The sequence below is a fragment of the Amycolatopsis sp. NPDC054798 genome, assembly GCF_053611505.1.
On record NZ_JBSHAM010000003.1, the window covers coordinates 48,219 to 62,186 of the forward strand.

11 protein-coding genes are annotated in these 13,968 nt (G+C 69.8%); 8 read left to right on the forward strand and 3 right to left on the reverse strand.

Features of this window, described 5'->3' with window-relative positions:
• Window positions 1-7: 7 nt before the first annotated feature.
• From ACWGIC_RS03150 to tcuA, 4 genes are read left to right on the forward strand one after another with little or no spacing between them, the layout of a single operon-like run.
• A complete protein-coding gene (locus ACWGIC_RS03150) occupies window positions 8-1,030 on the forward strand; it encodes an LLM class flavin-dependent oxidoreductase (RefSeq protein ID WP_452074243.1) in 1,023 nt (340 codons plus the stop codon).
• Window positions 1,027-2,643, forward strand: coding sequence for an AMP-binding protein (locus ACWGIC_RS03155; protein ID WP_452074244.1), 1,617 nt, complete (start codon window positions 1,027-1,029; stop codon window positions 2,641-2,643). The genes ACWGIC_RS03150 and ACWGIC_RS03155 overlap by 4 nt, the downstream gene beginning before the upstream one ends.
• Entirely contained in the window at window positions 2,636-3,565 is a 930-nt protein-coding gene (locus tag ACWGIC_RS03160; RefSeq protein WP_452074245.1) for a pyruvate carboxyltransferase, read from the forward strand. The genes ACWGIC_RS03155 and ACWGIC_RS03160 overlap by 8 nt, the downstream gene beginning before the upstream one ends.
• A 50-nt stretch (window positions 3,566-3,615) precedes the next feature.
• Window positions 3,616-5,064, forward strand: a complete 1,449-nt coding sequence (gene tcuA, locus ACWGIC_RS03165) for an FAD-dependent tricarballylate dehydrogenase TcuA (RefSeq protein ID WP_452074246.1) — start codon at window positions 3,616-3,618, stop codon at window positions 5,062-5,064.
• Here tcuA and ACWGIC_RS03170 read toward each other — a convergent pair.
• The gene (locus ACWGIC_RS03170; protein ID WP_452074247.1) at window positions 5,052-6,377 is read right to left on the reverse strand and encodes an MmgE/PrpD family protein; all 1,326 of its coding nucleotides are present in this window, start codon (window positions 6,375-6,377) and stop codon (window positions 5,052-5,054) included. The two genes, tcuA and ACWGIC_RS03170, sit on opposite strands and share 13 nt — an antisense overlap.
• Window positions 6,378-6,431: 54 nt before the next feature.
• Here ACWGIC_RS03170 and ACWGIC_RS03175 point away from each other — a divergent pair, with 54 nt between their 5' ends.
• Window positions 6,432-7,046, forward strand: coding sequence for an NIPSNAP family protein (locus ACWGIC_RS03175; protein WP_452074248.1), 615 nt, complete (start codon window positions 6,432-6,434; stop codon window positions 7,044-7,046).
• Between the two features lie 274 nt (window positions 7,047-7,320).
• On the opposite strand, the gene ACWGIC_RS03180 is transcribed toward ACWGIC_RS03175, so the two are convergent.
• Both ACWGIC_RS03180 and ACWGIC_RS03185 read right to left on the reverse strand, forming a co-directional pair.
• Window positions 7,321-7,650: a hypothetical protein gene (locus ACWGIC_RS03180; RefSeq protein WP_452074249.1), complete on the reverse strand. Its 330-nt coding sequence runs from the start codon at window positions 7,648-7,650 to the stop codon at window positions 7,321-7,323.
• Window positions 7,651-7,668: 18 nt separating this feature from the next.
• The gene (locus ACWGIC_RS03185) at window positions 7,669-11,835 is read right to left on the reverse strand and encodes a polymorphic toxin-type HINT domain-containing protein (RefSeq protein ID WP_452074250.1); all 4,167 of its coding nucleotides are present in this window, start codon (window positions 11,833-11,835) and stop codon (window positions 7,669-7,671) included.
• A gap of 227 nt (window positions 11,836-12,062) precedes the next feature.
• Between ACWGIC_RS03185 and ACWGIC_RS03190 the strand changes: the two genes are divergently transcribed.
• The 3 genes from ACWGIC_RS03190 to ACWGIC_RS03200 all read left to right on the forward strand — a co-directional run bounded on the left by ACWGIC_RS03190 (window position 12,063) and on the right by ACWGIC_RS03200 (window position 13,872).
• The gene (locus tag ACWGIC_RS03190; protein ID WP_452074251.1) at window positions 12,063-12,593 is read left to right on the forward strand and encodes a hypothetical protein; all 531 of its coding nucleotides are present in this window, start codon (window positions 12,063-12,065) and stop codon (window positions 12,591-12,593) included.
• Between the two features lie 117 nt (window positions 12,594-12,710).
• On the forward strand, window positions 12,711-12,950 hold the full coding sequence (locus ACWGIC_RS03195) for a hypothetical protein (protein ID WP_452074252.1): 240 nt from the start codon (window positions 12,711-12,713) through the stop codon (window positions 12,948-12,950).
• A gap of 112 nt (window positions 12,951-13,062) precedes the next feature.
• Window positions 13,063-13,872, forward strand: coding sequence for a hypothetical protein (locus tag ACWGIC_RS03200; protein WP_452074253.1), 810 nt, complete (start codon window positions 13,063-13,065; stop codon window positions 13,870-13,872).
• Window positions 13,873-13,968: the final 96 nt, after the last annotated feature.

The following is a 13,968-nucleotide window of genomic DNA, read 5'->3' on the forward strand; positions in this document are numbered from 1 at the left end:
GGACCCGATGGTCGAATTCTTCACTGGGCTGCAGCCCCTCGAAGCGGGCGAAACCACCCCGGACGCCCTGCTCGCGCGAGTCCGGGAGCTGGACCGTTCCGAGGTGATCGACCGCGTTCTGGTCGGGTATTCCTCGACCTGGCCGCACAATCACGCGACCGCGCCGTTCGCCCTCGCGCTCACCGAGAAGTTCTCGCCGATCGTCGCGCACCGCCCGGGCGTCATGCCGCCGGCGGCCGCCGCGCGCTACTTCGCCACGCTCGACGCGCTCGCCCGCGGGAGGCTCGCGATCAACGTGGTCGTCGGCGGTTCCGACAAGGACCTGCGCCGCGAATCCGACGACCTGCCCAAAGCCGAGCGCTACCGGCGCGCGGTCGAATACCTCGACGTCGTCCGGCGCACCTGGACCTCTCCCGAACAGTTCGATCACCACGGCGAGTACTACACGGCCGAGGCGGTGAAGATCCTGACCAAGCCGGTGCAGGGACAGGTGCCGATCTTCATGGGCGGCGAAAGCGACGACGCGGTCGACTTCGGTGCGCGCCACGCCGATCTGTACATGCTGTGGGGCGAGCCGTTCGCGGGTACCAAGGAACGCATCGACCGCGTCCGCGACGCCGCCGAACGGTACGGCCGGAAGATGCGGTTCTCTCTGAGCTTGCGGCTGTTCGTCGGCGACACCGACGACGACGCCTGGGCCCAAGCGCGCGCGGCGGAGCGGCAGATAGCCGAAGCCTCCGGGAAGTTCCTGCGCTCGTCGTCCACCGACACCTCGGTCGGCAGGCAGCGAGCGCTCGCGCTGACCGACGAGGAGTTGCATGACGACTGCTTCTGGACCGGGCTGACCAAGCTGCTGGGCGGTTTCGCCAACTCGCAGGCGCTCGTCGGCACCGAGGAGCGCATCCTGGAGACGCTGGGCACCTATCGTGACCTCGGGGTCGATGCGTTCCTCGTGACCACCGGCGCCGAAGCGGCCTGGGACCCGGCCCTGGAGGGATTCCTCGCCCAGGCGAAGAAGGAGCTGGCATGACGGGAACGGTCCCTCGAACCGAAGACCTCGCGGCGGAGACCGTCAGCGGGCTGATCGCCGAGCGGGCCCGGCAGCACCCGGGCAAACCCGCGCTCGTGGTCGACGGAGCCGAGCTGACCTACGGCGAGCTGGACCTGGCGGTGTCCGAGGTCGCGCGCGGTCTGCTCGCCACCGGCGCCGCGCCGGGCGACTCGGTCGGCATTCTCCTGCCCAACCGCGCCGAATACCTGCTCGCCTGGTTCGGAGCCGCCCGCGCCGGGCTCGTCGAGGTCCCGGTCAACACCGCCTACAAAGGACAGTTCCTCGACCACGCGCTGCGCAGCACCGGCGTCCGGATCCTGGTCACCGAGCCCGCGCTGCTCGGCCTCGTCGCCGACCTCCCGGAACTGCCGGAGGCGCTGACCACCGTCGTCGTGCTCGACGACGCATCTCCCGGCCGCACGCCGCCGGGGGTGCGGGTGCTGGGCTGGCCTGACTTGCTCGCCTCCGGCGACCCCGGCCGCGACCTTCCTGCGGTCGGCCCGGCTGACCCGGTCGCGGTCATGCTCACCTCCGGCACCACCGGACGCAGCAAGGGTGTCGTGTACCCGAACCGCATGCAGGTCGTCGCGGCCAAGGAATGCGCGCAGCAGATGGGCACCACCGCCGACGAACGGCTGTACACCTGCCTCCCGCTGTTCCACGGCGCGGCCCAGGTCAACATCACCCTGCACGGGCTGTTCGCCGGCGCCACCGTGGTGCTCGGCCGCCGGTTCTCCGCGAGCCGGTTCTGGGACGAGATCCGGGCCGGCGGGGTCACCCAGTTCAACGCGCTGGGCTCGATCCTGCCGGTGCTGCTGGCCCAGCCTCCGTCCGGACGCGACCGCGACCACCGGGTCGAGCGGGTGTTCGCCGCGCCCGCTCCGCCCCAGGTGCTGGAGCCGTTCGAGGAACGGTTCGGAATCCACGTCGTGGAAGGCTACGGGCTCACCGAAATCAAGAACGTCCTCTACAACCCGTTGGCCGCGCGCAAGATCGGCTCGATCGGCGTGCCCACGGCGTCGTCGATCCTCGAAGTCCACGACGAGTCCGGGAACCGCGCGGCACCCGGGCAAGCCGGGGAGATCGTGTACCGGCCGCGCGAGGCGAACATCATGTTCTCCGGCTACCGCGGCGAACCCGAGGCCACCCTCGCGACCATGAAAGACCTCTGGTGGCACACCGGCGACCTCGGCTACACCGACGAGGACGGGTACTTCTACTTCATCGACCGCAAGAAGGACGCCCTGCGCCGGCGCGGCGAGAACATCTCCTCGCACGAAGTCGAATCGGTCCTGCTCGCCTACCCCGGCGTGGTCGCGGCGGCGGCGGTCGCCACGCCGTCGGAGCTGGGCGAGGACGAGGTCCTCGCCGTGCTGCAGCTGGAATCCGGCCGGAAGCCGGACTTCGCGGAGCTGTTCGCGCACTGCGACCGGACCCTGCCGCACTTCATGGTCCCCCGCTACTACCGCGTGCTCGACCAGCTGCCCGTCACCCCGACCGGCAAGGTCCGCAAGACCGACCTGCGCGGCCAAGGCCGGGGTGAGGCGTGGGACGCGCAGGCCGCCGGACTCGCCCCGACCCGCCATGTCTGAGCGGAAGGCGGTGCGCCTCCGCGAAATCGCGCCACGCCTGACGTTCCAGGACCACATTGTGCCGACCGAGGTCAAGGTCGAGCTTGTGCAACGGCTCGTCGACGCCGGCGTTCGCGCGTTCGAGCTGTCGTCGTTCGTGCGTCCCGACCTGATCAAGGGACTCGCCGACGCCGAGGAAGTTTTCGCGGCTGTGCGCCCCACTCCGGGTCTGCACCTCGGCTGCTGTGTCGGCAACGTCCGCGGCCTGGCCCGCGCGATCGACGCGGGCGCGGACAGCGCGTCGTTCCTTCTCTCGGCAGACGAAGATTTCGCCCGCGCCAACATCGGCCGCTCCACAATGGACTCGCTGGCCGAACTCGAACGCATGGCCGCTTATGCCGCCGATCACCGCATCCAGCTCGGCACCTACGTGATCTTCGCCTGGGGCGGCCCGACCGGTCCCGCCCGCGGCGCCGACGAACTGGAACCGCTGGCCCGCCGGCTCCTCGACCTCGGCGCAGACCGCTGGATTCTCGCCGACTCGTCCGGTTACGCGGCCCCGCCGCAGATCCGCGACCTCGTTTCCGCCGCGCTCGCGCACATACCGGCGGAAAACCTCACCGTGCAGATCCACGACGCCCGCGGCATGGGCTTGGCCGCCCTGCTGCCCCTGCTCGACCTCGGCGTGCGGAACATCGACACCGCGCTTGCCGGAAGCGGCGGGCACCCGGCCATGCCCGGCGCCCAAGGCGGCGGGATCTGCACCGAGGACGCCGTCCAGCTGCTCGAACTGTCCGATGTGGACACCGGGATCGACCTGCCGCGCCTGATCGCCGCCGCGAACTGGCTCGCGGACGAACTCGGCGTGCCGGGCAAGGGTTTCGTCCGGCGCACCGGACCGGTGCCGGACCGCCCCGGGCAGCCGCTCGCCTTCCGCTGGTGAACCGGGATCTTCTCCCGGAACCGCTCATCGCAACCGGTCAAGGAGGACCAGTGCCGAACATTGTCGTCGCCGGGGCGGGCCTGACGGGCCTCGCCGCCGCGATCTCCGCCCGCGAAGCCGGAGCGGACGTCGTCCTGCTGGAAAAGGGCAGCCGTGCCGACGTCGGCGGGAACGCCGCGTTTTCCGGCGGGCTGTTCCTGTTCTGCTACGACGGCCCGGACGACCTCACCTCGATCACCCAGGACTTCGAACCCGGCATGCACGCCGGGGAAATCGTCGCACCGCCCTACACTCGCGAGGCCTACGCGGCCGAGCTGACGGCGATGAGCGACGGCCAGGCCGACCCGGAACTGGTGGCAGCGCTAGCGGAACGCTCGCTGGACACCGTGCGGTGGCTGTCCGCGAAAGGAGTGCGTTTCACCTTCAACCGGACAGTCGGCGCGCGCGTGCGGGACGGCGTGCTGCACATCCCGCCCGGGCAGATCCTGACCAGCACGGGCGAAGGGATGTCGCGCGGGTTCGAAGTGATCAAGCCGCTGCTGCGGTACGCCGAGCAGATCGGCGTCGAACTGCGCTGGTCCGCCCCGCTCGTCGACGTCGTCCGCGAAGGCGAGCGGGTCACCGGCGCACGGACCCCCGACGGCGTGCTTCCGGCGGACGCGGTGGTGATCGCCAGCGGCGGATTCCAGGCCAGCCGCGCGTTGCGGCACCGGCATCTCGGTCCGCAATGGGAGAACGTGAAACTGCGCGGCACCCGCCAGGCGACCGGCGACGGGATCGCGGCGGCGTTGCGGGCCGGGGCCGGTCCGGCCGGGGTGTGGTCGAGCTGTCACTCCGCCGCCGTGGACCCGACCATGCCCGCGCCGGAGCGCAGCGAGGCGTCGCCGCCGTTCCCGCTGCACGGGTTCTGGCTCGGGGTGCTCGTCAACCGGGACGGCGAGCGGTTCGTCGACGAGGGGTTCGGCCCGTGGGTCAAGAACTATTCGAAGATGGGCAAGGCGATCATGGGCCAGCCCGGCCGCGAAGCGTACGAGATCTTCGACCAGCACACCGCGGCACGCGTGGCGGACGAGTTCGCCGGGGCCGCGGTCCCGGTCACCGCGCCGACTCTGCCCGCGCTCGCTGAGCGCATCGGCGTGCCTGCCGAGACGCTGGTCCGCACGGTGGAGGAATTCAACCGCGCCTGCCGGAAAGACGGGAGCACGAACGGTATCGCGCCGGCCAAATCGCACTGGGCCGTCCCGCTGGACCAGCCGCCGTTCGTCGCCTACCACGCGGTGGCCGGGCTGACCTTCACCTTCGGCGGCGTGCGGATCGACCCCGACGGACGCGCTTTGGCCTCCGACGGCGCGCCGGTGCCCGGGCTGTACGCGGCGGGCGAGGCCACCGGAGGCCTGTTCTACGGCGACTATCCCGGCGGCGCCGCGCTGATGCGGGCAGCGGTGTTCGGCCGTTCGGCAGGCCGCACCGCAGCGACCGAGGCGCTTCAGCGCGGCTGAAGGGCGTGCAGCAGGCCGGACGCGGACGGCGTCCGTTCGAGCCGATCGACGCACGCGAGGATCGCCTCGCCGCCAGCCCGGCCGTAAACCTGGTCAGCGGCCGCATGAAACCGCCGGACGATCTCGGCGGCGGTCATCGAAGGGAAGGTGTCCTGTTCGGCGACGAGCACCTGTCCGTCGTCGAGCAGGACACGCACCCAGGAACCGTTGCGGGCCGGAAAGCGCGCCGTCAGCTCGGGGTCCGCGACCAGCCGGGTGCGGCCAGCGAGCCGGTTCGCCTCGGGATCGGCCGGGTTTCGCCAGTTCCGGTCGAGAATTCCGCCGGACGCCAGCACCGAAGCCACGCTGAACTGCACGCTCAGCTGCGCGGCCACGACATCGGCGATCGGGCCGCTGTTGTCGCAGCCGGGATACCGGACCGCCTGCTCCGCGAGTCCGATGCGGACGGATTCGACGCGGGCCGGATCGGGACGGTGCCGCCGCCCGATCTCCTCGGCGAGCTGGCAAGGCCCCTGCACGTAGATACAAGCCGGCGCGGGCTTGTGCACGATGTCGCGGATCGCGAAGCCCGGCCCCGCGGCGAGCCGGTGCGCCCGGTCCCGGGCGCCGAAAGCGGCCAGCAATCCCGCCTCGCCGTCAACTGCCCCACCGGACGCGGTCAGCCCGGCGGCCGCCAGCAAAGCCGACTCGACACCGGTCCGCGCAGCCATCGCCGAATGCAGCACATGCTCCTGCGTAGCGGCCCGCGCCCAGTGGTTGAGGCCGCACGCCGCGTTGGCCGCCATGCCGAGCGCCGCCCGGGTCGAAGCCTCGTCGAGAGCGAGCAGGCGGGCGCACGCGGCCGCAGCAGCGACGGGCCCGAGCACGCCCGTGGGCCGGAAAGTCGCGGCCACTTCAGACGTGATGATCGCCGAGCCGAGGCGGCACATCACCTCGTAGCCGACCACCGCGGCGGACAGCAACCGCCCGCCGGACACCTCGTGCTGCCCGGCCAAGGCCAGCAGCGCGGGGAACACCACCATGCCGGGATGCGACGAACTCTCGACATGCGTGTCCGTCCGCCCGGTCGCCGCCGCGGGCACACTGTTGAGATACGCCGCCGTCGGGGCCGCGATGTCAAGGACGAACGCGGCCTCAGCGCGGGGATTTCCCAGCGCTTGCAAGGCAATGCGGCTCTCACCGGAAGACACCAGCGCAGCGGACAGGAAGTCCGTCAGACACAGCTTGGCTTTGTCGAGAACGTCCGCAGGCAGCAGGCGTGTGGTCGTCCCCACGCAGAATTCCGTCAGTTCTCCCACAAGGTCTTGGCCCATGGTTGATAGTATAAGCATGCTTACTCTCAATACGCATGCTTACGGAGGTTCGCGGTGCTCTACGAACTGACCCATCTCGCACTGAAGCTCTACACGGCGCCCAAAGCCCTGCCCGCGCTGGAGGATTACGCCACGAGCGCGGCGGCGCGCGGCAGGCTGCTCGGCTGCTGGGAGACCGAACACGGAGAGGTCGTCGGCCGCGTGCTGCTGCTCCGGGAATTCGAGGACGCGGGCGCGCTCGCCGAAGAACGGCAACGGATCCTCGCCAGCGCCAACCCGTTCGGGGTCGGCGAACACCTGGATTCGTTCACCGTCAGCAGCTACGCGCCGTTCCCGTTCCTCCCGCCCGTGCAGACCGGGCGCTTCGGCGACGTCTACGAATTCCGCACCTACGACCTCAAAGTCGGCGGCCTGGCGCCCACCATGGCCGGCTGGGAGGCCGCGCTTCCCGAACGCACCAAGCTTTTTCCGCTCACCACAGCGATGTACGGCCTGGACGGAATCCCGCGCATCACGCACATCTGGCCGTTCCCCAGCCTCGACGGACGCCTTGCCATCCGCCGAGAATCCTACGAGCGGGGAATCTGGCCGCCGGAGAACGGTCCGGAGAACATCGCGCGTGCGACCTCCAGCATCGCCATCCCGACGGCTTTCTCACCGCTGAACTGAAGCGGTTCGCCTCCTCGAGGGACTTCGTCCGCGGGTCGGCCAGCTGGGCGTCGACCTTGACCCGCACCAAGAACACGCCGTCTTCCTGATCGAACGGATCGCTCATCGCGGGTGCCGTTCTCGTGGTCGCCCTTTCTCCGGGGAAAGCAGCGAGTTCGCGAGAAAGAAGAAGGCACTGAATTCCCGCTCGTCCGCAAGCAAAGATTCCTTCCACCAGCGGAGCGCACGCTCGCTCAGCGGTGCGGACCTCCAGGACGGCCCGGCGGACGCCGGATCACGACGCCGCCGGGCCCTGGCTCAGAAATCCCGAATAGACGATCTTCAACAGCACCGCGTAAGCATGCTGCTGATCCGCGCTGATCTGCTGTTCCTCGGTCAGCCCGTGATTCACCGCCTCGATCCGGCCGATGATGCGGTCCAGGTCCGCCAGGACGTCGACCGGCGCCGGAATGAAGATGCCTCGTTCCACGAAGCGGATCACCGTGGTTACGTACTCGTCAGCACCTGCCAGGTCGGCCTTGGTGTCAGCCAGGACGTCGTGTCGCACGCCGCGAGGGAAAGGAAGCCATCGCCACAGCGTGTACGCGTCCTGGAAACTCAGCATTCCGCTCTTCTTTCGATTCTACTTGTACCAGAACGACACGATCCGGCCGTCCGGTCCGATGATCCCGCCCAGTCCGCTGCCGGGAGTCCGGTATTCGACGCCGATCTGACCGTCTTCGAAGAACTCCCGGCTGGCGTTGAGCCCCTTCTTCCCGCCGGGCTGCTTCAGGCTGTCCGCCCAGGCCTTCGCGTCCGCGAGGTACTGCTCAGGCGTGACCGGGCCGCCCTTTTCCGGCCAGTGCTTGTCGTAATGGTACTCGAAGCTCTGTTCGCGCGTCGTAAAGGAGCCCTCGTGCCATACCTCGTCTAGTCCTGGCGGACAGACAAACGTGTTGTGCACCAGCAGCGGAATGCTGCCCGCCAGCACGTAATAGGTGTGCACCCCTTCAACCGTCAGGTTGTAAGTGCGCAAGGCGGCGCTGTATCGGCGGTTGGCGGAGATCGTGGCGCTGCCGTCGCCCGGCGTGTCGAGCTTCTCGCCCGCCCGGAGCGCTTCGCTCGCGGTCCACCGATGGGTCGTCTTGTCCCAGAACAGATGGTGGGCGGTGGTGGTGACCGTCCCGGTTCCGCCCGGGCCGGCGACCGCCAGGTCGTCGAAGTCCCGGTCGTCGTCGGTCACGTGGACCGCGGTGACCAGGTGTCGTTCGACGGCACGGCTTCCCGGCTCGGCGTTGGACACCCGGTCGCCGGGCCGGACGTCCTTGATCGGCTTGACGGTTCCGTCCGCCATCAGCACCGGCGTCGCGCCGGCGAAACTGTTGGCGCCGCACGGCACTACGTTGGTGAGGTCGTAGCCTTCCTTGGCCAGATTCGCCGCGTCCGCGGTGGCCTCTTGGGACAGCCGTTCCATCGCCCCGAGTTCGGCGTTGATCTCGGTGCCGAGCACGTCGAAGACGCTCTTGCCCGAGGACATCGCGTCCGCCAGCTCGGCGGTCGTGGCGATCGTGTCGGCCAGGCCGAGATCGGCTCCCGCGCCGCCGAGGACGCCGAGCAGGTCGCAGACCCCCTCGCAGGCCACGCTGATCAGGCCGATGGCGACGAACAGGAAGAGGTCGCCGACCGGATCTCCGCCGGAGGTCATGATCGGGTCCGGGTAGCGGGGCGCGAAATTGGCGCTGTACAGGTTTTCCGGCTGCAAGCACTCGTTGGTTTTGAGACTGTTCTGCGGATTCAGCTGGCGGCACGCGTCCTGGAGACGATGCAGGATGCGGTCTTTGTCCGCCGGGCTGCCGGTGAGCAGGAGAACGCAGTCGTCCGGGCTCAGGAAGTCCACCGACGCGCCGGTCCGCATCGCCGGCTGGCAGGACTGCTTGCGCTGCTCGATGAACTGCTGCTTCTCGGTATTGAGCTTGCCGGAAACGCTCGCCCACGCGTCGTGCGCGTCCTTCGCCGCGTCGCTCGCGCTCTTCCCGGCGTTGACAGCCGACTGATACGCGTCGTGGGCGGACTTCGCCGCGTCGCGTGCATAGCCCGCGGCTTCCGCGGCTGACTGGACGGCCGAGGCCGCCGAGCGACCGGCCTGGTCGGCTGCGGCAGTCGCCGTCGCCGCCGCGGCAGCAGCCGATTTCGCGGAGGCTTGCGCCTGCTGCGCGGAGGCAGCCGCACGGGCAGCCGCCTGACGTGCCTGGTCAGCCGCCGTATTGGCGTCCGCCGCCGCAGCGTTGGCCTGGTCCAGGTAGTGCGCGGCGTCCTCGGAAGCCTGGCGCGCTCTGGCTGCCGCGGCCTGTGCCTCGTAGGCGTCGTGAGCGGCGTTCGCCGCCGCGGTGGTCGCTTGTGCCAGAAGGCTGTCGACCGCGGCGTTGTGCGCGGCGGTGTTCTGGTCGCGCTGCGCCGCGGAGAACTGGCCCACGGTCAGGAACTCGTGCAGCAAGGTCGGCGGACCGTCCAGCGCGGCTTGCGCGCCGGCAACCACCTCACGGTATCCGGCGGCCCGGGCAGCGGACTGCACCTGGCTGACCTTCACCTGGTCGTCGGACTTCAGAGCGGTGTACTGGCCGGTGTCGAGGAAGTCCCGCAACGCTTTGCCGGTGCCCGCGTCCAATGCGGCCTGGGCCTGCTGGACGACCACCGTCCGGCCGGCCGCTTTGGCCGCCGACATGATCTGGCTGACTTGCAGAGTGTCGTCGGTCAGCCGGCCGGGATAGTCGCGATCGCGCAGGAAGTTCCGCACATCGCCGTCCGAACCGGCGAGCGCCGAGGCCGCCGCCGTCTTGAACCCGGCCGTGCCCTTCTCCGCGAGTTCGGCGAGCACGACCCGGTCGTCCTGTCCCGCTGCGACATTCAGGCCGAAGGAGATGTAGTCGACCACTTCGTCGTCGTTCGCGGCGACTGCGGTAAGCGCCGCGGCCTTGGTCCATGAGCCACCGGTGTCCGACAGCCTCAGCGCGACGCGGCGAGCGTCGGCGACGACCGTGGCACGCGCGGTGCCCGCAGCGGTCGCTTCCGCGATCAGCCGGTTGGTCTCCGCGTCCCGAACGGTCGCCTGGTCCTGATCCCACCGCGGCGGCACCGGCTGCGCGGCGGCTGCCTGCGCGGCGGCGAAAGCCGCATCGTCGGACTGCTGCCCGGCCAGCGTGATCCGGTCATCATCGGCTTTGCGCGCGACCTTCGCGATCTTCGCCGCCTGCTGTGCGGCATTGGCCGCGGTGTTGGCGGCCGCCGTCGCGGCGTTCGCATGGTCAGTCGCCTTCCTGGCGGCTTCGTCCGCGGTGCCCTTGAAGACTGCCGCTGCGGCAGCCGCCTCAGCAGCTCGGTTGGCGTCGGCAGCGGCCGCATCAGCAGCGTCGGCGGCCTCCCCGGCCGCGGTGCTCGCCTGATTCGCCCATGCCTGGCTCGACTGGGCGGCGGAAACCGCGCGCGCCGCCTGTGCGCGTGCCCGCGCGGCTGCGGCCAGCGCCTGCCGGGCATCCGCACCAGCAGCCGCCGAACTGTTCGCCGCGTCGGTCGCCGCTTGTGCCGCGGTACGCGACTGATTCGCCGCGTCCACTGCTGCCTGGCCGGCGCCGATGGCCTGCTGTGAAGCCGTCTTCGCCGCACGCGCTGCGTTGGCGGCCGTTGTCGCGCTCTCCGCCGAAGCGCGAGCGGTATGGGCTGCTGCGGCGGCATCTGATGCTTTTTTGCTGTCGCCAAGCGCAGTCGCGGCAGCGTCGTACGCGTGCGACGCGTCCCGGCCCGCTTGCGAAGCCGCGCTAGCAGCTCGCGACGCGGCTACCGCTGCGGTGTGCGCCGAAGCTGTCGCTGCGTTAGCCGCGCCGATCGCTTGGCGCGCGGTGACCGAGGCTTGTTCAGCGGCGTATGCGGCGCGATTGGCGGCATCGGTCGCTTCGCTGGCGTGGCCCTGCGCGGACGCGGCGGCATCCTTCGCTTGCTGAGCCGCCTTCTGCGCGGCCGCCGCCGCGGCGACCGCTTTGTCCGACTCCTCCTTCGCTTGCTGGGTCTGGCTCGCTGCTTGGTCTGCCGCCGCTTGCGCCGTCGACACCAGCTGCGCGATGGATTCGGTCTCGGCGTCCCGTGCCTGAGCGACCGGAAGATCAGTGATCAGAAACCGGTTCAGCGCGTCGAGGGTGCCCGCGTCCAGCGCCTGCTGTCCCGCCTTCTTCACCTCGGGGCCGCCCGCCGCGACCGCGCGGCTGACCTTCACCGTCTGATCGATCTCGAACGGGGCCTGCCACCCGGAATCCAGGAACGTCCGCAACGCGTCCTGGGTGCCCGCGTCGAGCGCCTGCTGCCCGGCCTTCTTGATCTCCGCGCCGCCGGACGACATCACCTGGCTGACCCGCACGCTGAGGTCGATCCCGGCCGGCTTGTCCCAGCCGCTCTGCAGGAACGCAGCCAGTGCGTCGTCGGTGCCCGCGTCCAGTGCGGCCTGCCCGGCCGACCGGGTCGCCGAGCCGCCCGCCGAGATCATCCGGCTGACCTGCACGGTCCGGTCGATCGCGGCGTCCGGGTCCTTCAGCGTGGTCAGGAACCGCGTCACGTCGGCGTCGGTGCCGGCCAGCGCCAGCTCGGCGTCGCGCTTCGTCGCCGGTCCGCCGGACCGCCACAGCAACGCCGCCTTGGCCCGGTCGGACCCGGTGACGGACGACGCGGACAACGCGGACGGGGCGGCGGCCGGGCGGGCGGCCGACGCGGAGGCGACGGGGACCGGCACGCCGGCCAGCGCCAGCACCGCTGTCATCGCCGTCATCAGCGCAGCACGAAACCTCGGTCTTGCCACACGCATGCGAGTCCCCCTCGGTCAGCCGCGCGAAGAATTCGCCGCGGCATAAATTGCGCACGACGAGAATTACTGGAAAACCCGGAGCCGGTCAACCGCCAGTTGTCGGTGACCGAGATCACCCTGCAGTTTTCCGGCTCGACTGCTTAATCTCGCGCTGCGTCATTCCGGAATTCCGCGCCCAGCAGGGGGATCTTATGCGCCTATCAAAACAGACATTGTTCGCGCTTGCCGCGACCGTCGCGGCCGCCGCAGCGACCGCGATCGCCGTCGCCGTCCCGGCCAGCGGCACCACCGCCGCCGACGAGCCGCCGCCGCTGGTCGAGGACTACAGCTACCCGGGCGCCGCGGAGCTGCTGGCAACCGACCACGTGCAGCTGATCAGCGGCGACGGCCACCTGCTCTACAAGCCTTGCCCCGCAGCGGAAGCGCCCGGCCTGATCATCGTCCGCAGCACGGACCGGATCGGTTCGGCGGGCAACGGCCGGCTCTGCTTCGCGGTCGTCGGCGACACCGGGCACCTGTCGCTGAAAATTCCGAACGTCTATGCCGTGCGCGGCGACGGCACCTCTACCGCACCCGGGCACAAACTGAAAGCCCAGCTGACCACCGACGCCGGCGCGCACACCACGGTCGACGTCAACCCGAATTCGGACACCCAGGTAGGAATCGGCACTTCACCGCCCGGAGACGCCACCGCATTGCTGCAATTGGACGCATCCCGCTAATCGAAAACACGATTTTTCCGGGAGCAACGTTCGGCCATTCCGGTCGACGAGAGATATTCGGCCTGTCGCGTCCGGCGTCCCGCTCTTCGGGGCGCCGGACGCCGCACCGGAGAGCCGATGCGCCCCCGGCCTTCCGCCAGAGCGCCGCTCGCCGTCGGCATTCGCGCCCGGGAGCACCCCGCCAGGGCAGCTGAACTCGCTGGGCTGGACCAGCTCGAAGCCGACTGGGAGACTCGGAAGCAAGACTTCTTCGAATCCTGGCTGGAGCACGAGACCCGGAAACGGGAGCGGCACGAACTGGCCAAAGAGATCGCGAGGGAGCTCGACAAGCCTCGCCGCAGGCCGTGGAATTATTGATCGCGACTGAGAGCGTTCAGCCTTGTGCGCCATCGCCTGCAGGACTCACCGGCCGTCTAACGATCGGATTACTGGACGGGCGCACGGCAGGCGCAGGGACCACGCTGATGCGGTGCTGCTGGACATCGCCACCAACGTCATCGCGAACATCGTGTTCTGGATCGGCCTGGGCCTGGCTTCCGCGGCGCTGGTCCGGATCGCCCAACGCCGCTTCCGCCGGTTCTTCGGCCTGCACGCCCACCCGCACCTGATCGTCTGCCTGTCGAACCTGTGGACCACGACGACCAGCACCCGCCCGCGCGGATATTCCGTTTCGCTGCACGAACTGCGCGCGTCCGAAGCGATCACCCGACTGTTCGGCTCGGCGTCCTTCCGCCTTCCGGACCTGGTCCGCGGTCTGGTCGACGCGATCTACCTCGGCAGCCACAAGTACGACTTCCACACCACCGTGAGCCCCGCGGCCACCGACGACCCCCAGCACTTCACCGCACTCGGCAGCAACCTCATCGTCACCGGCGCAGCACCCCGCAACCGCATCCGCAGGCTCTACCTCGACGAGAATCTCGCGAGCCTGCGGCTGTCCACCGAACACCCCGACACCGACCCACACCAGCCGGAGCCCGGCACGCGTTACGCCGAAGTGCTCAACGGCCCCGATCTCGGACACCAGGTCACCTCGGACTCGCTGGCACTCGCCGTCGTCGAAAAGGTGCACGACACGGTGCGCGGCACCACCGTGATCTTCTGCCTCGGCTGCCAAGCCGACACCACCTGGGCCTCCACCGAATACCTGGCCCGCAACTGGCGACTCCTGCGCCGGGAATTCGGCGACAGACCGTTCGCGATATGCCTCGGCTTCCGCGAACTCGACTACAGCTACGCCTACCACCCACCCCGCCGACTGCACACACTCCGAGGCTGACCCCAGATCTGGGCCATCGCCCAACACCCCTCTCGACCGGCAGCGGACACAACGGCCGGAACACACTGCTCGCCGTCGCCGGATACACCTGTTGCC

What these genes read in the sequence shown, in the direction of transcription:
- ACWGIC_RS03160 (WP_452074245.1), top strand. Translation starts at nt 2,636, where the DNA reads ATGTCTGAGCGGAAGGCGGTGCGCCTCCGCGAAATCGCGCCACGCCTG.
- ACWGIC_RS03185 (WP_452074250.1), bottom strand. Translation starts at nt 11,835, where the DNA reads ATGACGGCGATGACAGCGGTGCTGGCGCTGGCCGGCGTGCCGGTCCCC.
- ACWGIC_RS03170 (WP_452074247.1), bottom strand. Translation starts at nt 6,377, where the DNA reads ATGGGCCAAGACCTTGTGGGAGAACTGACGGAATTCTGCGTGGGGACG.
- ACWGIC_RS03190 (WP_452074251.1), top strand. Translation starts at nt 12,063, where the DNA reads ATGCGCCTATCAAAACAGACATTGTTCGCGCTTGCCGCGACCGTCGCG.
- ACWGIC_RS03180 (WP_452074249.1), bottom strand. Translation starts at nt 7,650, where the DNA reads ATGCTGAGTTTCCAGGACGCGTACACGCTGTGGCGATGGCTTCCTTTC.
- ACWGIC_RS03155 (WP_452074244.1), top strand. Translation starts at nt 1,027, where the DNA reads ATGACGGGAACGGTCCCTCGAACCGAAGACCTCGCGGCGGAGACCGTC.
- ACWGIC_RS03195 (WP_452074252.1), top strand. Translation starts at nt 12,711, where the DNA reads ATGCGCCCCCGGCCTTCCGCCAGAGCGCCGCTCGCCGTCGGCATTCGC.
- ACWGIC_RS03150 (WP_452074243.1), top strand. Translation starts at nt 8, where the DNA reads ATGGTCGAATTCTTCACTGGGCTGCAGCCCCTCGAAGCGGGCGAAACC.